Annotated in this window: 20 protein-coding genes; 12 read left to right on the top strand and 8 right to left on the bottom strand. The window is 69.8% G+C overall.

Features of this window, described 5'->3' with window-relative positions; all coding sequences use genetic code 11:
• Positions 1-22 precede the first annotated feature (22 nt).
• Both D6T63_RS00650 and D6T63_RS00655 read right to left on the bottom strand, forming a co-directional pair.
• Positions 23-703 carry a LuxR C-terminal-related transcriptional regulator gene (locus D6T63_RS00650; RefSeq protein WP_120147101.1) on the bottom strand — a complete coding sequence of 227 codons (681 nt, stop codon included), beginning with the start codon at positions 701-703 and terminating at the stop codon, positions 23-25.
• A 93-nt stretch (positions 704-796) separates the two neighbouring features.
• Positions 797-2,128 (bottom strand): ATP-binding protein, encoded by a 1,332-nt coding sequence (locus tag D6T63_RS00655; RefSeq protein ID WP_120147102.1) that lies wholly within the window; start codon positions 2,126-2,128, stop codon positions 797-799.
• 124 nt (positions 2,129-2,252) lie between these two features.
• On the opposite strand from D6T63_RS00655, the gene D6T63_RS00660 reads away from it, so the two are divergent.
• The 4 genes from D6T63_RS00660 (at position 2,253) to D6T63_RS00675 (ending at position 5,325) form a co-directional block, all read left to right on the top strand.
• Positions 2,253-3,827 carry a PspC domain-containing protein gene (locus D6T63_RS00660; RefSeq protein WP_182976820.1) on the top strand — a complete coding sequence of 525 codons (1,575 nt, stop codon included), beginning with the start codon at positions 2,253-2,255 and terminating at the stop codon, positions 3,825-3,827.
• A complete protein-coding gene (locus tag D6T63_RS19090; RefSeq protein ID WP_182976821.1) occupies positions 3,824-4,132 on the top strand; it encodes a hypothetical protein in 309 nt (102 codons plus the stop codon). The genes D6T63_RS00660 and D6T63_RS19090 overlap by 4 nt, the downstream gene beginning before the upstream one ends.
• Positions 4,133-4,186: 54 nt before the next feature.
• On the top strand, positions 4,187-4,438 hold the full coding sequence (locus D6T63_RS00670; RefSeq protein ID WP_120147104.1) for a PspC domain-containing protein: 252 nt from the start codon (positions 4,187-4,189) through the stop codon (positions 4,436-4,438).
• A gap of 80 nt (positions 4,439-4,518) precedes the next feature.
• A complete protein-coding gene (locus D6T63_RS00675; protein ID WP_182976822.1) occupies positions 4,519-5,325 on the top strand; it encodes a carotenoid biosynthesis protein in 807 nt (268 codons plus the stop codon).
• 94 nt (positions 5,326-5,419) lie between these two features.
• Here the strand turns inward: D6T63_RS00675 and D6T63_RS00680 are convergent, their stop codons facing one another.
• Positions 5,420-6,850, bottom strand: a complete 1,431-nt coding sequence (locus D6T63_RS00680) for a phytoene desaturase family protein (RefSeq protein ID WP_120147106.1) — start codon at positions 6,848-6,850, stop codon at positions 5,420-5,422.
• The gene (locus tag D6T63_RS00685; RefSeq protein WP_120147107.1) at positions 6,847-7,677 is read right to left on the bottom strand and encodes a UbiA family prenyltransferase; all 831 of its coding nucleotides are present in this window, start codon (positions 7,675-7,677) and stop codon (positions 6,847-6,849) included. Before D6T63_RS00685 ends, D6T63_RS00680 begins: the two co-directional genes overlap by 4 nt.
• A 272-nt stretch (positions 7,678-7,949) precedes the next feature.
• Between D6T63_RS00685 and D6T63_RS00690 the strand changes: the two genes are divergently transcribed.
• A complete protein-coding gene (locus tag D6T63_RS00690; protein WP_120147108.1) occupies positions 7,950-8,975 on the top strand; it encodes a 6-phosphofructokinase in 1,026 nt (341 codons plus the stop codon).
• 4 nt (positions 8,976-8,979) lie between these two features.
• On the top strand, positions 8,980-9,711 hold the full coding sequence (locus D6T63_RS19975) for a GNAT family N-acetyltransferase (protein WP_120147109.1): 732 nt from the start codon (positions 8,980-8,982) through the stop codon (positions 9,709-9,711).
• A gap of 81 nt (positions 9,712-9,792) precedes the next feature.
• On the opposite strand, the gene D6T63_RS00700 is transcribed toward D6T63_RS19975, so the two are convergent.
• The 4 genes from D6T63_RS00700 to D6T63_RS00715 form a co-directional block, all read right to left on the bottom strand.
• Positions 9,793-10,188, bottom strand: coding sequence for an ankyrin repeat domain-containing protein (locus tag D6T63_RS00700; protein ID WP_120147110.1), 396 nt, complete (start codon positions 10,186-10,188; stop codon positions 9,793-9,795).
• Entirely contained in the window at positions 10,185-11,276 is a 1,092-nt protein-coding gene (gene ygfZ, locus D6T63_RS00705) for a CAF17-like 4Fe-4S cluster assembly/insertion protein YgfZ (RefSeq protein WP_120147111.1), read from the bottom strand. Before ygfZ ends, D6T63_RS00700 begins: the two co-directional genes overlap by 4 nt.
• 74 nt (positions 11,277-11,350) lie before the next feature.
• A complete protein-coding gene (locus tag D6T63_RS00710) occupies positions 11,351-11,950 on the bottom strand; it encodes an FABP family protein (protein ID WP_120147112.1) in 600 nt (199 codons plus the stop codon).
• A gap of 199 nt (positions 11,951-12,149) precedes the next feature.
• The gene (locus D6T63_RS00715) at positions 12,150-12,902 is read right to left on the bottom strand and encodes a hypothetical protein (RefSeq protein WP_120147113.1); all 753 of its coding nucleotides are present in this window, start codon (positions 12,900-12,902) and stop codon (positions 12,150-12,152) included.
• 187 nt (positions 12,903-13,089) lie between these two features.
• On the opposite strand from D6T63_RS00715, the gene D6T63_RS00720 reads away from it, so the two are divergent.
• The 6 genes from D6T63_RS00720 (at position 13,090) to D6T63_RS00745 (ending at position 19,363) form a co-directional block, all read left to right on the top strand.
• Positions 13,090-13,797, top strand: coding sequence for a winged helix-turn-helix transcriptional regulator (locus tag D6T63_RS00720; protein WP_120147114.1), 708 nt, complete (start codon positions 13,090-13,092; stop codon positions 13,795-13,797).
• Positions 13,798-14,000: 203 nt separating this feature from the next.
• Positions 14,001-14,960 (top strand): mycothiol synthase, encoded by a 960-nt coding sequence (mshD, locus tag D6T63_RS00725; protein WP_120147115.1) that lies wholly within the window; start codon positions 14,001-14,003, stop codon positions 14,958-14,960.
• 89 nt (positions 14,961-15,049) lie between these two features.
• A complete protein-coding gene (locus tag D6T63_RS00730) occupies positions 15,050-17,272 on the top strand; it encodes an RNA degradosome polyphosphate kinase (protein ID WP_182976823.1) in 2,223 nt (740 codons plus the stop codon).
• On the top strand, positions 17,272-18,240 hold the full coding sequence (locus D6T63_RS00735) for an NUDIX hydrolase (RefSeq protein ID WP_120147117.1): 969 nt from the start codon (positions 17,272-17,274) through the stop codon (positions 18,238-18,240). The genes D6T63_RS00730 and D6T63_RS00735 overlap by 1 nt, the downstream gene beginning before the upstream one ends.
• Positions 18,241-18,366: 126 nt before the next feature.
• Complete coding sequence (locus D6T63_RS00740) at positions 18,367-18,606, top strand: hypothetical protein (RefSeq protein WP_120147118.1); 240 nt, start codon at positions 18,367-18,369, stop codon at positions 18,604-18,606.
• A 22-nt stretch (positions 18,607-18,628) separates the two neighbouring features.
• On the top strand, positions 18,629-19,363 hold the full coding sequence (locus D6T63_RS00745; protein WP_120147119.1) for a 4'-phosphopantetheinyl transferase family protein: 735 nt from the start codon (positions 18,629-18,631) through the stop codon (positions 19,361-19,363).
• Positions 19,364-19,418: the final 55 nt, after the last annotated feature.

A 19,418-nucleotide genomic window follows, 5' to 3' on the forward strand; every position in this document is an offset into this window, starting at 1 on the left:
ACCTGCACGCCTGCCCGCGGCGTCAGAGGAGTTTGCGCTCCGTCGCCCAGCGGGTGAGTTCGTGGCGCGAGGACAGCTGCAGCTTCCGAAGCACCGCTGACACGTGCGTCTCGATGGTCTTCACGGAGATGAAGAGCTCCTTCGCCGTCTCCTTGTAGCTGTACCCGCGTGCGATCAGGCGCATGACCTCCAGCTCGCGTGCCGAGAGGCGGTCGAGCTCGTCATCGACCGCGACCGCGGCGGTTCCGAAGGCGTCGAGGACGAATCCGGCGAGACGCGGGGAGAAGACGGCGTCACCGGATGCGATGCGTCGGACGGCGTCCGTGATCTCGGGGCCGGAGATGGTCTTGGTGACATAGCCGCGCGCTCCTGCTCGAATGACGGCGACGACGTCCTCGGCCGAGTCGGAGACGCTCAGTGCCAGGAAGCGGGACCGTGTCCCGCGCCGTGCGCAGCGGTGGATGACCTCGGCTCCGCCGCCACCCAGGCCTCCGGGCAGGTGAACGTCGAGGAGGACCACGTCGGGCTCCGTCGCACCGATGATCGTCTCCGCCTCCTCGACCGTTGCGGCCTCGCCGAGCACGCGGATGACGGGTCCGAGCGCCGCCCTGAGGCCGGAGCGGAAGATGCCGTGGTCGTCGACGATCACCACGGATACCGTCGTCGGCGCCGCCCCGTCCTGCGCTACGGTCTCGCTGTCCACGTGCGTCCTTCTTCCTGGCCTTTCGGCCCCTGTGCCGGTCGTGCTTCCCCCGCGTCCCGCGGCTGGGCGTCGTCGCGCCTGTCTACCGCCAGCCTAGACAGGGCTCTCGGTGGTCCTCGGCAGCCGGAGCCGGACCTCGGTGCCGTCGCCGTCGCTGCGCAGCTCCGACGAACCGCCGTGGCGCAGCATCCTGCTGTGGATCGACTCGCGGATGCCGGCACGGTCCGCCGGCACCGCGGCGGGGTCGAATCCGCTGCCCCTGTCCCGGACGAACACCTCGACGGTGTCCGGGCCGGCTTCGAGGTAGACCGAGACGGCGACCCCGGCGTGCTTGGCCGCGTTGAGCATCGCCTCCCGGGCCGCCTGCGCCAGCGCGTCCTCCGCGGGCCCCAGGACGGCGTCCCCCACGGCGACGACGGCGACCGGGTGTCCGTAGAGGTCCTCGATCTCGCCCGCCATGACCCGCAGCCGCTCGGCGAGGCTACCGGGATCCCGACCCGGATCGGCGAAGAGCCACTGGCGGAGCTCGCGCTCCTGCGCCCGCGCCAGGCGCAGGACATCGGTCTCGGAGTCCGCCCTGTTCTGGATGAGGGCGAGGGTCTGCAGGACGGAGTCGTGCAGGTGCGCTGCGATTTCCGCGCGCTCCGTCTCCCTCACCCGTGCCGCCCGCTCCGTCTCGAGGTCGCGCCAGAATTTCAGTCCCCACGGCGCCAGGACCAGTCCGACGCCGGCGAGCACGGCGAGGACGGCGACCAGTGTCGCCATGGTGAGGGTCCAGGAGCCGTTGCTGGACAGGGCCACGAGGACGCCGGTGACGACCAGGACGATCCCGGCGACCAGGCGCAGTGTCCCGCCCGCCCGTCCGGCGCCCGCGCGGTTCATCATCCTGGCGCGGCGCACCTCGTCGAGCTGGGACCAGGCGAGCGCGGCGCCCGCCACCACGACGGCGATCGGGACGAAGAAGCCCCAGTCGAGCTGCACTCCCAGCAGTTGCACCACGAGCACAGCAGCCGCGAGCAGGAGCGCTGTACCGACGAGGACCTCGCGCCGCCCGGCCCGCAGCGTCCGTTCCCGCCACGTGTCGGCGTCGAGCGGGCCGACGGGATCCGAATGGAGCCGATCACCGAGGATCCGGGCAGTCTGCCCCGATGCACCGGCCGGTGCGCCGTCGGGCAGGGTGCCTGTCCCGACGCCGTGCATGAACGCTGCGGGTCCGGTCTGCCGCCCTGCCTCTGCGGCGCGGTCAGCCGCGGTAGGCACGAAGATCCACAGCCAGGCGTACAGCAGGATGCCCGCACCGGAGGCAAGGGTGAGCACCGCCATCCCGATCCGCACCCAGGATCGCTTGATACCCAGGTGGACTGCCAGCCCCGCGCAGACGCCGGCGATCACGCCGTCGGAACTACGCAGCAGGGGTGGTCTCATACCCTCATCAAAACACGCTGTCGCTTGTCAGGGGACGCTCCCGGAGAAGAATCAGGGAGCACTCAGGGTTCAGTCAGGGTAGGCCCCGATGGTTCCCCGCGGGCATCGGCGGAAGGATGGAGGCATGAACCCAGCATCAACCCCAGGCGGGCCGTCCTGGCAGCATGAACCGGCCGCACCGACGACGACGGAACGTGTCGTCTCCTCCCCGTTCTTCCGATGGATCCGGGGGCTCGACATCACCAGGGCGCCCGACCGCTGGGTCGGCGGAGTCGCCGGTGGCATTGCCGGCCGCACGGGCCTGGACCTGGCCCTTGTCCGCGGGCTCATCGTGATCCTCTCGGTGTTCGGCGGCATCGGGGTGCTGCTCTACGGTCTGGCATGGGCCCTGCTGCCCGAGCCGGACGGCCGCATCCACGTCGAACAGGCCGGGCGCGGATCCTGGACCTCCGGCCTGACCGGCGCAGCCGCCCTGGTGGCGATCGGGCTATGGCGTCCGAACCTCCCCCTTTTCGGTGACGGCGGGAGCGGCGGGCTGCTGTGGGCGCTGTTCTGGATCGGAGCGGTGGTCCTCTTCGTCTACTGGATCGTCAACCGCTCCAGCGGCGGCCGGGGCCTGCCCGGTACGTCCGGTGGGGGGCAGGATCCGCGAGGCCCCCAGAACTTCGGTGACCAGCCTGCTGCCGGTTCGGCGCAGCCCTTCGGGCCGGTCCCCTACAGCCCTGATCCGTCGTCGGCGGAAGGCCCGCCAGGGAACGACGCCGAGCCTGAAGCGGAGCACCCGAACGTCAACAGAACGGTGCCACTGCCCTATCAGCCCGATCTGAACACCCGGTCCATCACCGGGACGTACAACCCGCCCTATTCATCCGACCAGGCACTGTGGTCCGGCTCCACCCCCTACTCCGCCTTTCCCTCGGCCCCGGCTTCCTATCCCACATCGGACGCAGCCGCTCACCGGCAGTCCCCCGCGCGCCACCGCCCTCTCCGGCCGTCGGGGTCCGCGACGGCGCTCCTGATCGGCGGAGCGATCGTCACAGCATCGGCACTCCTCGTGGTCGACTACCTCGGCATCCTCGACCTCGCCAACCCCGCCGTCGTGGCCTTCGCAGCAGCCGCGATAGTTCTCGCCCTCGGCGTTCTCGCCCTCGGAGCCCGCGGGCGGACGTCCGGGCTCGTCGGCTTGACCGGAGCGCTGGCACTTGTCGCCGCCCTCGTCGCCTCGTTCACCGTCGTCGGCGGGACCTGGATCGTGGTGCAGGACAGCCGAACGACCCCGACCTCCCTCCGGGCCGCCGCCGGCGGCTACAGCGTCATGGCCGCCCAGAGCACGATCGACCTGGCGGACCTGCCCACCCCGACCCGGGACGTCGTCGTACCGGTGAACGTGCTCGTCAGTGACGTCACGGTGATCGTGCCGGACGACCTGCCGGTCGAGGTACGGACACGGATGGCGCTCGGCAACGCGGATGCGCGCGGCACAGCCAGCGGCCTCGATACGCCGTCGCCCGAGTTCCAGAGCAGCGGCGGAGTCCTGCAGCTGAGCAACGGCGACCTGAACCCCGATACCACCGGGCCCGCTCTCGTCCTCGATGTGAGGGGTGCCCTCAGTGACGTCACCATCGTGACAGCGGCCGGTTCCGACAGTTCCTTTCCACCCGATGCCAGCACCTTGACACCTACGGGAGACACCCCATGAGCACCTCCGTCACCGCTCGTCCGCGCCGCGCCCGCGTCGTCACCATCGTCTGGGGCGCCGTCATCCTCTCGATCGCCGCGCTCCTGCTCGTCAGTCAGTTCGTCACACTGTCGATAGATCCCGTGGTGGTGGCCCTCGGGCTACTGATCGGTGTCGGGCTGTCGCTGGTCGCAGGAGGCCTCCTGTCGCTCAGGGGGCGCCCGGAGCGCACCGACCAGGACGACACCGGGCTCATGGCGACCGACGACCGGCGCATCGACCCGGAGGCACCCGGCGCAAGGACACAGGACACCCCCGCATACTGAACGCTCAGCACGTAGCAGCGCACACCCCGATCCGGAACTCCCGAAAGGCACATCATGCAGTCCTTCTACAGCATCCTCCGCTCCTCCCCCGTCAAGCGCGCTCCCGGCGGCATCCTGGGCGGCATCGCGTCGGGCATTGCACGGCAGTACGGCTGGCGCGTGAGCTACGTGCGCATCGTGATGCTGCTGAGCTTCCTCCTTCCCTTCATCGGGCTTCCGCTCTACGCCGTGCTGTGGCTCCTGCTGCCCAAGACCGACGGCAGTATCGCCCTGGAGCAGCTCCTCACCGGTCCTCGGCAGCGCTAGTCGAACGGCTTCGCAGCACGGGACCTCCGCTCAGCCGGCGGAGGTCCCGTGCTGGTGCGTGACCTGCAAGGATGGATACTGTGCCGAAGACCACCACCATCCGCAGCTTCCCCCGCCTGCTCACCGCCTCCTGTGCCTTCCTCTTCATCTCCGGGTACTTCGTCGTGCGGTTCCCCGACGTCGGAGGGGCGAGCTATGCGTCCTACGGCTTCAACCTCCTCATCGCGCTACCCGCGTTCATCGCGCTCGTGCGACAGTTCGGCGCTGCCCGTGGTGCGGTGACGCTCGTCGCGGTCTCCGTCTTCGGCTACCTGATCGAGGGTTTCGGCGTCGCCACGGGCGTGCCGTACGGGGAGTTCCACTACGGGGATGCGATGGGCCCGACCATCCTCGACCTCGTCCCCTACCTGCTGCCCCTGTCATACGTACCGCTCGTGATCGGCGCTGTCGCGACGGTTTCGGGGACTGGCACGGCCCTGCGGAGGATCGTGCTCGGAGGTCTCCTGCTGGTCGTAATTGACGGCGTCCTGGATCCGGGCGCGGTGGCGCTCGGCTTCTGGATTTGGCCCGGCGGGGGCCCGTACTACGGCGTACCGCTGTCGAACTACGGCGGCTGGCTCATCTCCGGGCTCATCGCCTCGGCGCTCGTCACGCTCATCGGCGGGCGTCGGCTCACCGATCAGCCGCTGCGCCCGGGCCTGCTCGACAGCCTGCTCGTGTCGATGTTCCTCTGGCTGGGCGTCTGCATCTTCTCGGGACTCGTGTTCCCCGCGGTGCTCGCCGCGGGCCTGATCGTTCTGCTGGTGCGGCGGCGGATCCAGCTCGCACGGACGGCGCTGGTGCCCTCGAACCCGGGCGGGTCCCTCGACGCCGCAGCCCGCCGCTGACCCCTGGGTCGACGCCGGCTCCTGCAACCCGACGCCGACCCGGGAGAACGCCGCTGACACCGGGGACCCGTCGCTTCCCGGACGCCCGGGACCGTCAGGCCGGAACCGGCCCCAACCGTGCCAGGAGCTTCTGCGTCGACATCATCGCGCCGCCCAGCACAGCCGGAAGGCCGCCGCCCGGGTGCACCGAGGCCCCTACGCGCCACAGCCACGGGCGCAGCGGATCCGAGTACGGCGGGACGTGGAACGGACCGCTCATCCACGTCGGATGCACGGCGCCGTAGAGGGCTCCACCCGCGGATCCGCGCTCGCCGAAGTAGCCCGGATCCAGGATCTCGTAGCCCTCGAAGTACTCCTCGACAGGTTGTGGCAGGCCGAGCACGCGCGTGGTCCGGTCGAGCTCCCGCCGCACGAACGGGTCCTCGAGGGAGTAGGTCTTCCCGTTGGCCGGCGCGGTGAGGAGCAGGGCGAGGGTTGCCGACGCGTTCGGATACACGCCGTGGGCCGGGTAGTAGTTGGCGAACGCCATGGTCTGCTCGGGCTCGTCACCGGCCTCGAGGCTGGCGTACAGCGCGGCGGGGCGGTCCGGCATGATCACGCCGTGGCGGGCGGTGCCCGCGGGCAGGGGGCGCGAGAGAACGGCATAGATCCCGACGGCGGAGCAGGTGAGCTTCCGCGGCTTCCTCGCGGCCCGGCCGCCCAGTAGCCCAGCCAGACGGTGCGCATCGAGGCCGCTGACGACGGCGTCGGCCGGATAGGTGCCCTCGGACGTGATCACGCGCCGTCGTCCGATCCTCCGCACAGGGTCGCCCGTGCGGATCTCCACGCCCGCGCGGACGGCGAGTCGCTCGAGAGCGAGGACCAACTCGTAGACGCCGCCCTCGGGAATCCACACGCCGTCCTGCGCCATGATCGCCGGCATGCTGGCGTAGAGGGCCGGGGTGCGCGTAGGACTCACGCCGGCATTGAGCGTGTGGATCGCGATGACCTCGCGCAACCCGTCGGGCAGCCAGGTGAGGCTGTCGAGGTAGCTGCGCGTGGTGAGCCGTCGGCCATACAGGCTGCCGAGCTTCGCCAGGGCGGGGTACGACGCCTTCTCGAGCGGACCCGTGGTCAGCAGCCGCGAGACGTCCCCGCCGAGCAGACCGTGCTCCGACGCGAACCGCTCCCACGCCGTGTGCCAGGGATGGCCCTCGGGCACCGGCAGCGCACACTCCCCGCCTCGGTAGTAGTACGTGCCGACCTCGGGAAGGCGCGCGAGCCGGAGATCCGCGACCTCGGCAGCGCGTACCTGGTCGGAGGGTCCGACGGCGTCGAGGAGATCGAGCAGCTGCTGCCACACCGAGGGGAAGGTGAAGAGCGATGGCCCGGTGTCCATGCGCTGCCCGGCGACCTCGACTCGGCGGCTCTTGCCGCCCACGTGGTCCGACGCCTCTAGGAGCGTGACGCTGTGCCCCGCGCGGCCGAGCAGCGCGGCGGCCGCGAGACCGCCGATACCGGCGCCGACGACGACCACACGGCTCATCGGTACAGGCCCAGCGTGAGTGCGACGACGAGCTGGACGCCCGCGACCGTCCCGGCGACATACGGGAAGGCGATCGAGTAGCGATACAGGCGGTGGCCCGTCTCCGGACGCGGATCCCGATAGAGACACCACAGCAGCCAGCCTGCGATCAGGGCGTTCACGACGGCGACGGGGATGTTGACGACGGCGAAGCACACGGTGGACACGGCCCACCAGGCACCGCTCCACGCGACGACGCCGCGCGCGCCGAGCCGAACCGCCGTCGTCGTGATCCCTACCGCCCTGTCCTCGTCGATGTCCTGGACGGCGTCGTAGGTATGCTTGGCCGCGCTCCAGGCCATGAGGCCGATCGCTGCAGCCCATACCGGCTCGTCACCGAGGGCGTAGGGCACGAGGACGAGCGGGAAGGCGTAGGCCGCGTTGCTGATCGAATCGAGGTAGGCGCGCGCCTTGAAGCGCAACGGCGGTGCGGAGTAGAAGACGAAGACGAGCGCGTAGGCGGCGATCCACGCCAGCGCCACGGGGGGCAGCGTCCCTGCGAACCAGGCGAGGAACGGGACGTTCGTGACGAGGACGGCGAGCCAGATGGAGCGCACCTCGGAGGCCCTGATCCGCGCGCCCTCGAGCGATCCCTTGCGGGGATTCAGTGCATCGGTGTCCTGGTCGAAGATGTCGTTCACGCCGTAGATGAGCAGGTTGAACGGCAGCGTGAGCCACACCAGGAGCGCCAGGGCCTCCCACTGCCAGAACGTGCCGGTGAGCCACATGCCGACGACGCCGGTGCCCAGGGTGTTGATCCAGAGGACCGGCCTGGAGATGGAGACCATGCGAAGCGCCGCTGGCGCAAAACCTGCCTGGGGCACTGCGGGTGTCCTCCTCGGACCTGCTGGGAACACACCGTCGGGGCTGGAGCCCGCGTGCGCCGGATGGTTCCAGCCTACGTGCTCCCCTGCCTGCGATCCCTCCGGCCCGAGGCGATCGGTCCGCGAATGTGACGTAGTCGGGGTCGTCGGCGCGGGTGTGTCTAGAATCATAGGCGGGCCCGACGGTGTGCTCGCGATGCACCATCCACCCCCTCGTCGAAGGAACCCAAGGCCACATGAGAATCGGAATCCTCACCAGCGGCGGCGACTGCCCCGGGCTGAACGCCGTCATTCGCGGCGCCGTCCTCAAGGGCATCAAGACGCACGACCAGGAGTTCGTCGGATTCCGTGACGGCTGGCGCGGCGTCGTCGAGGGGAACATCATCGACCTCCAGCGGCACGCGGTGCGGGGGATCTCGAAGCAGGGCGGCACCATCCTCGGAACCTCCCGTACCAACCCCTTCGAGGGCAAGGGCGGCGCGGAAGCGATCAGGGAGAACCTGGAACGCCTCGGCATCGACGCGATGATCGCGATCGGCGGCGAGGGCACCCTGGCCGCGGCGAAGCGACTGACGGACCTCGGCCTCAAGATCGTCGGCGTGCCCAAGACCGTCGACAACGACCTCGACGCCACCGACTACACCTTCGGCTTCGATACCGCCGTGCAGATCGCCACGGAGGCCATCGACCGCCTGCGCACCACCGGCGAGTCGCACAGCCGCTGCATGATCGCCGAGGTCATGGGACGTCACGTCGGCTGGATAGCTCTCCATGCGGGCATGGCCTCCGGCGCCCACGCCATCCTCATCCCCGAGCAGCAGACCAGCATCGAGCAGATCGCCGAGTGGGTCGCCTCCACCAATGCCCGCGGCCGCGCGCCCCTCGTCGTCGTCGCCGAGGGATTCGTTCCGTCGCACATGGAGCAGGCGCACTCCGAACGCGGTCTCGACACCTTCGGTCGCCCGCGCCTCGGCGGTATCGCGGACCAGCTTGCACCGGAACTCGAGGCCCGGACGGGCATCGAGACCCGCGCCACGATCCTCGGCCACATCCAGCGCGGCGGCGTCCCGACCTCCTTCGACCGCGTGCTCGCCACGCGCCTCGGCATGGCCGCAGTGGACTCCGTCGCGGACGAACTCTGGGGCACCATGGTCTCCCTCAAGGGCACGGAGATCGCCCACGTGGGCTTCGAGGCGGCGCTGGGCAACCTCAAGCGGGTCCCGCAGCACCGCTACGACGAAGCCGCCATCCTCTTCGGCTGAGCACGTGGAACTCGACCCGGGCACCATCTCGATCATCCAGCTCGCCTGGTCCCGGCTACTCGGGCTCGACGACGAGGCGCTGGCCGATGACGGTACCGACCGCGTGTACAGCGTGGACGACGACGCGGGTGTCCTGACCTTCGTGACCCTCTTCGGGCGGGAGATCCTCAAGGGCCCCCGGTGGGCGGTCGACGCCGGCAGGTCCATGTCGGGGCTGGATCTCCGCAGTGAGTCGACGCTGCTCACGATGAGCCGCGACCGCGGCGGTCGGGGCCTCGGTGAGGCACAGCTCTTCTTCTGCGACGCCCTGCCCCTGTTCGACGGCCCGCCCGCCGTCGTCTCCAGCGAGGCGGCGCTCGTCCGCGAGCTCGAGCGGAGGTGCCCGCCCGACGACGTCGGCGAAGCGGGCCTCAGCGATGTGCAGCATTCGTTCGTCCTGGTGGCCGATGAGGGCGGTGACGGACCCGACGCAGGTCAGCCGATCCCGCTGGCCGGCGCCGGGTACGACATCTGGGAGGGCATCCTGGCGCACATCGCCGTCATCACTCCGCCCGACCAACGCCGGAAGGGCTACGCGCAGCGCGTTGCCGCCGTCGCGATCGAGGAGGCGATGGGGGCCGGACTCGTGCCCCAGTGGCGGGCCCGCACGGACAACACCGCCTCGCAGCGCACGGCACGGCGGGCAGGGTTCGCCTTCGCGGGGACGCAGACGTCAGTGGTCCTCGACCGGACCTAGCCTGCTCTGCCGCCGATGTCCTCATTCGGGCGCACCCCGCCGCAGACGACCCACACCGGCACGAGCGGGTCAGGCTGCCCGTTACCGGGCGAACAGCTCCGTCAGTTCGGTCCGGCCGAACATCTCTGCCGCGGCCCGGGCCGACGGCGCTCCGGCGTCGGGGTCCGCTCCGGCATCGACGAGGAGGCGCGCCACCTCTGTATGGCCCTTGAAGACTGCACCCGCCAGGGGGGTCTGGCCGCGGTCGTTGGCCTGGTCGGCGTCGGCGCCCCGGGCGAGCAGGTCCCGGACGATCGCGGGATGGCCGCTGTATGCCGCGAGCATCAGCAGGCTGTCCCCGGCCGTGTTGGTCAGGGTGAAGGGCACGCCGGCGTCGAGGTATCGCGTGAGCGTGGCCGTGTCGCCCTGCCGCGCGGCGTCGAACAATGCATGCGCCAGGGCTATCGCTGCAGCGGCGCCGTCGGTATCTGTGGTCATCGCGGTCCCCGCAGGAAGCCCGTCGCCCGTCCGACCACCTGACCGGCATCGGGCGCCACGATGACCTCCTGGCCCGCGGCGTACATCTCCTCGCCGTCCTGCACCAGCAGATCCGCCGTGGCGTCGACAGAGCGCTTGAGGACCGCCAGGGCGATGGGCCCCATCTCGTAGTGGTGGCCGACGGAGGTGACCCTCCCGACGGTGCGGCCTTCGCTGAGGACCGGGCTGCCCATGGCGGGGAGCGTGTGCTGGCTTCCGTCGAGATGCAGGAAGGTGAGGCGGCGGGGCGGATGCCCGAGGTTGTGGACCCGGGCGACGGTCTCCTGCCCCTTGTAGCATCCCTTCGCGAGGTGCACGGCCGTGCGCATGAGGTCCAGTTCGTGGGGGATGGTCTTCTCGTCGGTCTCGAACCCTGCCCGGGGCCGCCAGGCGGCGATGCGCAGGGCCTCGGCAGCCAGGGAGCCGGCGAGGGCCAGGCCCGTTCCGGTCACGACGGCGTCGAGCGCGTCGCGGGGCACGAGGTATTCGAACCAGGGGCGTTCACGCCCTGGGTGCTCACCGTCGCCGATGGTGGAGTAGGCATAGCCACCGACGCCGATGGCCGGCCACGGATCCTCCCAGGCGATGACGTCGTCGCCGAGCTCGGGCAGCGCCCGCGTGGCGCCGAGGACGGCCCAGGCTTCCGTGGCGTCGGTGACCTCGACCCGCAGCATGAACTTCATACGGTCGAGCCACGCGGCGAGGGGCGCGGCCTCCCCGCCCTCCGTGATGAGCCAGGCCGTAGCACCGTCGTCGACGAGGTGGATCGAGAATTCGATCCGTCCCTGCACGGTGAGGAGGAGGGTCTCGGAACTCTGCCCGGGCCGGAGGCCGAGGAGCAACTGGGACGACAGCGTGTTGAGCCAGCTCAGGCGGTCGGGGCCGGAGACCGTCACCACTCCCCGGTTGGAGAGGTCGACGACGGCGTGTCCGTCCATGAGCAGCCTCTGCTCGCGGAAGGGATCACCGTAGTGGGAGGCCACCTGTGCATCGGCTCCCCCGCCCTCGACGGCGCCGGGACGATCAAGGAGTGGGCTGGGAGTGGTCATGACGGTATAACGCCTCTCGGGCAGGACTATTCCTCCCCCGCGCGGAGCAGGGCCAGGCCCGGGGACGGAGCTGGTCAGGAGGTTTTTCGAAGGATGGCGGAGGCATGTGCCCCGAGCGCATTGCCGTCCGCGGCGACGTCCCAGCGCCAGTAGAGGTTCCCCTCGACCAGGCCGAACAGACGGGTGGCGGCCGTGTACTCCTTGGAGTGCTGTCCGCGCATCACGAGGTCCGTGCTCAGCTGGATCTGCGGGCCCTTGATGCTCCCGTAGTACAGCTCGGCGATGCCACCGGGGTGGACGATCGTGGCCGTGATGTCGAAGCCGCCGGCCTCGTTTCGGAACTGCTCCACCTCGTCGGCGGTCTTCAGTGCGGGCACGATGTCGGCCGGGTTGAGGCCGGGACCCACGTCGGAGTCGTTGAGCTTGCGCTCCAGCGACCAGAACCCGGTCTCGACGGACAATGGACGCAGCTGTGCGCCCTGCTCGTCGATGAGCCAGGACTCCGCGCTGTACTGGAGGTACGGGAGGCCGTTCTGCGAGAAGACGACGCGCTGGGAGAAGCGCTCCGACTCGGCGGTCCCCTCGCCGAGCATCCCCGTACCCTCCCAGGTTCCGAGGAGCCACGACAGCGGGACGAGCTCGGGCGTCAGGTCGGTGGGCAGATCAATCGACATGGGGACTCCGTGTCAGTCGGCTACTTCTGGCCCTTGTACAGGCGCGTGATCACGAGGGCTGCGAACCCCGCCATGCCGAGACCGGCGAGGACCAGCAGCGAGATGAAGAAGATTTCAAGAGCGAGGATGGACATGATTCCATCCTAGCGCGAGCGATGCACAGCACGGGACGGCGCTGGGGCCTCCTGCGCGGCCTTGCTCAGGAGAGGAAGAGCTTGTCGAGGAAGTAGACGATGGCGCCGATCGCAAGCACGGGCGTGGTGCCGGCCGCGAGGGCCGCGAGTGCGTCGAGGGGCGCCTCACGCGCGACGAGGAGCCGCCGTGTCCCTGCCATGACGGCACCGCACGCAACGCCGACGACGGCGGCGGCGACAGCAGGGACGTCGGTGAACAGGAGTGCCCCGAGAGGGCCCGCGAGCGCGGCGAGCGCTACGGCGGCGGGCGCGACGAGCCGGTCCGGGAGGGGCAGGAGGCATACGGCGATCGCCACGGCGACGCTGATGCCGGTCACGAGCAGCACACCGGAGTCCGTGGCATTGACGGCGAGCCGGTCCGCGGCCACCCAGCCCGATCCCATGCCGATGACGAGGACCCCCGTGCTGGCACCCAGGGTGGATTCGAGCCGGTGGATCTGACCGGTCCCGCGGATGAGCTGGATCATGAAGATGGCCCCCACGCCGAGAGCCACCGATGCCGGGAACCAGGCCAGGAAGGACGGGCCGGGAAGGGACGCCGTCAGGACGACGGCGAGCAGGGCGCTCAGCCCGATGGCAGCGGACTGGCTCTTCTTCGCGGGTACCCGAAGGATGTACGGCCACCCGATGGCGGCCAGGACGGCCACCACGCCGGTGGCGATCGCAACCGCCTGGAGGGAGATGTACGAGGACCCCACGATCGCCCCTGCCGCCATCACGGCGGCCCCGGCCGCAGCGGCCACACTCGTCCTCTTCATCCCAGCAATACTGCCCTACCGGCTTCGCCGGTGGGAAAAGGCACACGCGCCGGAGGGTCGCGTGCGTGCGGTCCGTCACAGCCCTGCGGCTATACTTGACCAAATCTCTACCGCCCTCGCCTCCCTGTCCAGGGCAGCAAAGGGCCCCGTTGCCCGATGATGCGCATTCCCGACCCGTGGAGGAAACATGCCGCACATCCTGATGCTCACCAACACCACCGGCTCGTCCGTCGAGATCCTGCCGGCCCTCGAGCTGCTCAATCACAAGGTGCATATCCTCGCCGCCGAGCCCACCGCGCTCCTCGAGACGGAACCGTGCGACGTCGTCCTCGTGGACGCCCGCAAGGATCTGGTCGGTGCCCGTTCGCTCACCCAGCTCCTGAAGGCCACCGGGCTCAGCGCGCCGCTCGTCCTGGTCCTCACCGAGGGCGGGATGGCGGCGGTCGCGGCGAACTGGTTGGCGGACGACGTCGTCCTCGATTCTGCAGGACCGGCAGAGGTCGAGGCGCGCCTGCGGCTCGTCATCGCCCGGTCCAAGGCGGCCGGCGAAGAGACCAGCACGGAGATCCATGCCTCCGGTGTCGTGATCGACGAGGCCAGCTACACCGCGAGGGTGGGCGGCGAGCCGCTGAACCTGACGTACAAGGAGTTCGAGCTCCTCAAGTACCTCGCCCAGCATCCGGGCCGCGTGTTCACACGCGATCAGCTCCTGCACGAGGTGTGGGGCTACGACTACTACGGAGGAACGCGCACCGTCGACGTGCACGTGCGGCGGCTTCGCGCGAAGCTGGGCGCCGACCACGAGCAGCTGATCGGAACCGTGCGCAACGTCGGGTACCGCTTCACGCTGACCCGCCTGCCCGAGGACCGCAGTTCCGTCAACCAGGACGCCTGACCCCAGCACACGAGAAAGCCCCTTCCACCCGCGGGTGGAAGGGGCTTTTCGTGTCCCGCTTGTCGGCGGAACCCTGGTGGAGGACATACGGGTCGAACGTATCGCGGGCACCCCACTGGTGCATCCCCCTCGAGCAGTTCACGACACTACCGCACCCCGGGCCACCCGCCAAACGCGCTGCCGGGCAGGACTAGGCTGAGCGCATGACCGCCGCCCAGCACACCCCCACCTGGTCCGTCGACAGGACCGCAGGAGCCCCGGCAGCCACCGTCCTCGAGGAGGTGCGCCGGCTCACCGCGGCAGCCACCGAAGCCGACGGCAATCCCCCGCTCTCGGAGCAGACCCTCGTTCTGCTGCGCGCGCAGGAGGCCGGAGACCGTTTGCTCGTCTTCACGGCCCGGTCGGCAGGACAGCAGGACAGCGAGCTGGTCGGCGTCGCCGTGATCACCCGCGGAGTGGAGGACGGCGCCGTCCTGGAACTCGTCGTCGGGCCGGACTGCCGGGGGGAAGGAGCCGGGACAGCCCTGATCGAGGCGGTTCTGGCGGAGGGGATCGGTGGCCTCCGCGGCTGGTCCCACGGCAACCACTCGGCCGCCGCGGACCTCGCCGCGCGCTTCGGCTTCGGGCCCGTGCGTGAGTTGTGGCGCATGCGCCTGACGCGCGCCGCCGTCGAGGAGTCCGTACCGGACCTACGCCTGCCGGCCGGCGTCGCCCTGCGCGCATTCGTCCGAGGTCAGGACGAGGAGGCGTGGCTGTCGGCGAACGCCGCTGCCTTCGCGCACCATCCCGAACAGGGTGCCACCACCCGCGCCGACCTCGAGGCACGCATGGACGAGGACTGGTTCGACGCCGACGGCTTCCTGCTCGCCGTACGCGAGGCGGACGGCGTGCTGCTCGGCTTCCACTGGACCAAGATCCACGCGGCTATCGGCGCCCACCCCGCGATGGGTGAGGTGTACGTGGTCGGCGTGACGCCCGGGGCGCAGGGCACGGGGCTCGGCAAGGCCCTGACCATAGCGGGCATCGAGTACCTCCACCGCAAGGGACTGCAGGCCATCATGCTGTACGTCGACGCCCACAACACCGCGGCCGTCGCGCTCTACCGGAAGCTCGGCTTCACCCGCTGGGACGTCGACGTCATGTACGCGGAAACGACGGCGTAAGCCACCTTGTAAGGTGTCATTCAGGGCGCGCCCGGCCGCTGAGGCGGGGTGTTCGCCACACCATGCCCGCCCACGCTGCAGGAGACGCAATGGAATCAGGAACCAAACGCCGGGGTGCGTCGCTCTACGGATCGTCCGAGACGGCTCCGGCCCGGGCTACCCAGGACCGCATCGACATCCCCGAATTCGCTCCCAGCCTCGTGCCCTCCGGCGATATCCGTCCCGACCGATTCCTCGACCGTGAGATCAGCTGGCTCGACTTCAACGCCCGCGTCCTGGAGCTGGCCGAGGACCCGGACCTCTTTCTCCTCGAGCGGGTGAACTTCCTCTCGATCTTCGCGTCGAACCTCGACGAGTTCTTCATGGTGCGCGTCGCCGGACTCAAGCGCCGTATTGCCACAGGCCTGGCCGTGCCGTCGGCCGCGGGCCTCAGCCCCATCGAGCAGCTCGAGAAGATCATGCAGGACGGCTACCAGCTGCAGCAGCGGCACGCCGCCGTGTTCGCCGAGCACATCCGCCCGGCACTCGCCGCGGAGCAGATCCACCTGACCACCTGGGAGGAGCTCGACGACACGGCGCGGGCCGAGCTCCGCAAGATCTTCGCGGAGAAGGTCTTCCCGATCCTCACGCCGCTCGCCGTGGACCCCGCACATCCCTTCCCCTACATCTCGGGGCTGTCCCTGAACCTCGCCGTCGTGGTGCGCAACCCCGTCAGCGCCAAGGAGCTCTTCGCCCGCGTCAAAGTGCCCGACCAGCTACCGCGCCTCCTGTCCGTGGACGGGCCGCGCGCAGGGAACGTCGCCGGGCGCGTGGCCCGCTTCATCCCGCTCGAGGAAGTCATCGCCGTCCACCTGGACCAGCTCTTCCCCGGCATGGAGGTGCTCGAGCACCACCTCTTCCGGGTGACACGCAACGAGGACCTCGAGGTGGAGGAGGACGACGCCGAGAACCTCCTCCAGGCCCTCGAGAAGGAACTGCTGCGCCGTCGTTTCGGCCCGCCGGTGCGCCTCGAGGTCACCACGGACATCAACCCGAGCATCCGGGCCCTGCTGTCACGGGAGCTCGGCGTCGAGGAGGACGAGGTCTTCGCGCTCCCTGCTCCACTGGACCTGCGTGGACTCAGCGTCATCTCCGGGATCGACCGCGGCGATCTCCACTACCCCAAGCACGTGCCACACACGAGCCGCCACCTGAACGAGAGCGAGACCTCGAAGGCCGCGAACGTGTTCGCCGCGATGCGTCGGCGGGACATCCTCCTGCACCACCCGTACGACTCCTTCTCGACGTCGGTCCAGGCCTTCCTCGAGCAGGCGGCTGCGGATCCCAAGGTGCAGGCCATCAAGCAGACGCTGTACCGCACCTCGGGCGACTCGCCCATCGTGGACGCGCTGATCGACGCCGCGGAAGCCGGCAAGCAGGTCCTGGCCCTCGTGGAGATCAAGGCCCGGTTCGACGAGCAGGCCAACATCTCCTGGGCCCGCAAGCTCGAGCAGGCGGGCGTCCACGTGGTCTACGGGATCGTGGGCCTCAAGACACACTGCAAGCTCTCGCTCGTGGTGCGGCAGGAGATCGACGGGCTGCGCCGCTACTGCCACATCGGCACCGGCAACTACCACCCGCGGACGGCCCGGTACTACGAGGACCTCGGCTTGCTCACCGCCAACGACCAGGTGGGCCAGGACCTCTCCCGGCTCTTCAACCAACTCTCGGGCTACGCCCCGAAATCCACGTTCAAGCGACTCCTCGTCGCTCCGCGCTCCGTCCGCTCCGGCCTGATCGACCGCATCGAGCGGGAGATCGCCAACAAGCAGGCGGGCCTCGCCGCCCATGTGATCATCAAGGTCAACTCGATGGTGGACGAGGCGATCATCGACTCCCTCTACCGTGCATCGCAGGCAGGCGTGAAGGTGGACGTGATCGTCCGCGGTATCTGCTCGGTCCGGCCCGGCGTTCCGGGCCTCAGCGAGAACGTCACCGTGCGGTCGGTGCTCGGTCGCTTCCTGGAACACTCCCGCGTCTTCGCCTTCGCCAACGGCGGCGAACCCGCCGTCTTCATCGGCTCCGCGGACATGATGCACCGCAACCTCGACCGCCGCGTGGAAGCGCTCGTGCAACTCAGTGCACCCGAGGACATCTCCTACCTGATGACCCTCATGGGCCGCTACATGAACCCAGGCGTCTCCAGCTGGCACCTGGACGAGACCGGCTGCTGGACCCGCCACCACAAGGACGACGAGGGCACCCCCCTCGAGGACATCCAGTCCTGGCTCCTCGCCTCGAGGGCCCGCCAGCGAGCGGTGTCGCGCCGCTGATGGCGACGCACACGAAAGAGGCCACGGCCGTGACGGAGACGGGCAGCGGCGCCGCGACCATCGCTGCCGGGACCCTCTGCTGGCGGGTGGAGAAGGGCCTGCTGGAGGTCCTTATTATCCACCGGCCCATGTATGAGGACTGGTCCTGGCCCAAGGGGAAACTCGATCCCGGCGAGACGACGCCGGAGTGCGCGGTCCGGGAGACCTTCGAGGAAGTGGGGTTGAGTGTCACGCTGGGCATTCCGCTCGCATCGATCACCTATCCCGTCTCCTCGGGCGAGAAGCTGGTGCACTACTGGGCCGCCAGAACGGAACGCCTCAGCCCCGAGCCCGACGGCAAGGAGGTGGATCGGGTCGAGTGGGTCACCCCGGAGAGGGCCCGCGAACTGCTGAGCAACCCGTCCGACGTCGAGCCCCTCGACGCGCTGGTGGAGGCGCACCTGGCGCACGACCTGCAGACCTGGCCCCTGATCGTGGTGCGGCATGCAAAGGCGAAGCCGCGCTCGTCCTGGAGCAGGGCCGAAGGTGACAGGCCGCTCGCAGCCACGGGCCGCCGGCAGGCGACCGCCGTCAGCCGCCTGCTGCAGGCATGGAACCCCGAACGCGTGGTCAGCAGCCCGTGGGTGCGCTGTGTCCAGACGGTCTCGCCCTATGTGCACCAGCGCAGCGCCAAGCTCAAGCTCGTCGATGCGCTGACCGAACACGACGCCGCCCGCAGGCCCGGGAGGGCCAGGACCGCCGTCGAGCGTGTGATCGACAAGCGCCGCCCGGTGGCGATCTGTACGCATCGCCCCGTGCTTCCACTGGTCTTCTCGGTGATCAGCAACTACATGACCGGTCCACTGCGGGCACTCCTTCCCGTCGATGATCCCTATCTCGCTCCGGGCGAGGCAGTGATCTGCCAGGTCAGCAGCACCAATCCGGGCCGGATCGTCTCGGTGGAGCAGTTCCGGGCCTACGACGACTGACGGGCGCCTGCCCAGGCGAAGCCAGACCATCACCGCCGGGCCTGCCGCCGTTCATGCCTCGTTCACTGTCGATACCTAGTGTCGGGTGCGCACGCATACGCCGCACCCGACGACAGGAATCCAGCCATGGCCGATGTGAAGCGCGTTGTCAGGGGACTCGCACCGCACGAGATCGAGGAACTTCAGCGCATCGGCCCCGCCGGGCCCCTGACCCCGAGGCTCAGGCACGCGATCGACCGGGCAGCCGGCGGTCCGGGAGAGGGTCGCGGCTATTACGTGTACGGTCACCGCGCCGACGCCGACCGTCCGCGGCCTTTCGTGCTGCGCCACGACGTCTGCGCCGAGCTGTTCGGCATCCGCCACTGACGTCCCGGGGGACGATGATGGGATGACACCCCGACCGAACCACACGGGTCCGCGCTCCGCACCGGTCGGGGAGCACCCTGTCGCCGTCATGCTCGTGCAGGGGATCCGGTCCGGAACCGGTTCTCCGCCGGAGGCAGAGATGCTCTGCCTCCTGGATGACGTCGAGCGCCGCCGCGCAGCGCGGATCGCCGATGCCGCCCAGGCGGTCTCGTTCGTGGCGGGACGCCAGGCGCTGCGCGTCCTGGCCGCAAGCCTCCTCGGGGTGCAGCCGGCGGATCTCGCCTCGGAGTCCGTCTGCCCCGTCTGCAGTCCCGGCGGCACTGCAGACCACGGCCGACCGGGCTACACCCTCGACGGCGGGACCATTCCCCTGGCGCTCAGCCTCTCCCGCGCGGACGGCTTCATCCTGCTGGGTGCGCTGGACGTCCGCGGGGCCGTTCCGGACGCCATCCCGCGGCTCGGCATCGACCTCACGGCAGTGGCGGAGGTCGGATTCGACGGCTTCGACGACGTCTCCCTGACGACCGCTGAACGGGACGCGGTACGGACGGTTCCCGTCGCGGGACGGGGTGCTGCTCGGGCGCGGCTCTGGGCCCGGAAGGAGGCCCTCGTCAAGGCGCTGGGCACGGGCTTCACCGATCGGGACCCGAGCGAGGTCGACGTGCTGACGGACGGCAGGATCAGCGATCTGCCATCCGTCGACGGCGTCGTCCTCGCGTCGGAGGGTCTGGTGGCCGCCGTCGCGGTCATCCCCTGAGGGAAGGCCCGCAGTGTGCGGTAAGTGGCCGAGGCACCGGCGCAGCGTGCCCGGC

The sequence above is a fragment of the Arthrobacter cheniae genome (genome assembly GCF_003602275.1).
Taxonomy (GTDB): Bacteria; Actinomycetota; Actinomycetes; order Actinomycetales; family Micrococcaceae; genus Arthrobacter_D; species Arthrobacter_D cheniae.

Excerpts from the sequence above, each read along its gene's own strand:
- D6T63_RS00700 (WP_120147110.1), bottom strand. The coding sequence starts at position 10,188 with ATGACCACAGATACCGACGGCGCCGCTGCAGCGATAGCCCTGGCGCAT.
- D6T63_RS19090 (WP_182976821.1), top strand. The coding sequence starts at position 3,824 with ATGAGCACCTCCGTCACCGCTCGTCCGCGCCGCGCCCGCGTCGTCACC.
- D6T63_RS00685 (WP_120147107.1), bottom strand. The coding sequence starts at position 7,677 with ATGGTCTCCATCTCCAGGCCGGTCCTCTGGATCAACACCCTGGGCACC.
- D6T63_RS00710 (WP_120147112.1), bottom strand. The coding sequence starts at position 11,950 with ATGTCGATTGATCTGCCCACCGACCTGACGCCCGAGCTCGTCCCGCTG.
- D6T63_RS00730 (WP_182976823.1), top strand. The coding sequence starts at position 15,050 with ATGGAATCAGGAACCAAACGCCGGGGTGCGTCGCTCTACGGATCGTCC.
- D6T63_RS00690 (WP_120147108.1), top strand. The coding sequence starts at position 7,950 with ATGAGAATCGGAATCCTCACCAGCGGCGGCGACTGCCCCGGGCTGAAC.
- D6T63_RS00680 (WP_120147106.1), bottom strand. The coding sequence starts at position 6,850 with ATGAGCCGTGTGGTCGTCGTCGGCGCCGGTATCGGCGGTCTCGCGGCC.
- D6T63_RS00670 (WP_120147104.1), top strand. The coding sequence starts at position 4,187 with ATGCAGTCCTTCTACAGCATCCTCCGCTCCTCCCCCGTCAAGCGCGCT.
- ygfZ (WP_120147111.1), bottom strand. The coding sequence starts at position 11,276 with ATGACCACTCCCAGCCCACTCCTTGATCGTCCCGGCGCCGTCGAGGGC.
- D6T63_RS00655 (WP_120147102.1), bottom strand. The coding sequence starts at position 2,128 with ATGAGACCACCCCTGCTGCGTAGTTCCGACGGCGTGATCGCCGGCGTC.
- D6T63_RS00720 (WP_120147114.1), top strand. The coding sequence starts at position 13,090 with ATGCCGCACATCCTGATGCTCACCAACACCACCGGCTCGTCCGTCGAG.
- D6T63_RS00660 (WP_182976820.1), top strand. The coding sequence starts at position 2,253 with ATGAACCCAGCATCAACCCCAGGCGGGCCGTCCTGGCAGCATGAACCG.
- D6T63_RS00735 (WP_120147117.1), top strand. The coding sequence starts at position 17,272 with ATGGCGACGCACACGAAAGAGGCCACGGCCGTGACGGAGACGGGCAGC.
- D6T63_RS00740 (WP_120147118.1), top strand. The coding sequence starts at position 18,367 with ATGGCCGATGTGAAGCGCGTTGTCAGGGGACTCGCACCGCACGAGATC.
- D6T63_RS00745 (WP_120147119.1), top strand. The coding sequence starts at position 18,629 with ATGACACCCCGACCGAACCACACGGGTCCGCGCTCCGCACCGGTCGGG.
- D6T63_RS00715 (WP_120147113.1), bottom strand. The coding sequence starts at position 12,902 with ATGAAGAGGACGAGTGTGGCCGCTGCGGCCGGGGCCGCCGTGATGGCG.
- mshD (WP_120147115.1), top strand. The coding sequence starts at position 14,001 with ATGACCGCCGCCCAGCACACCCCCACCTGGTCCGTCGACAGGACCGCA.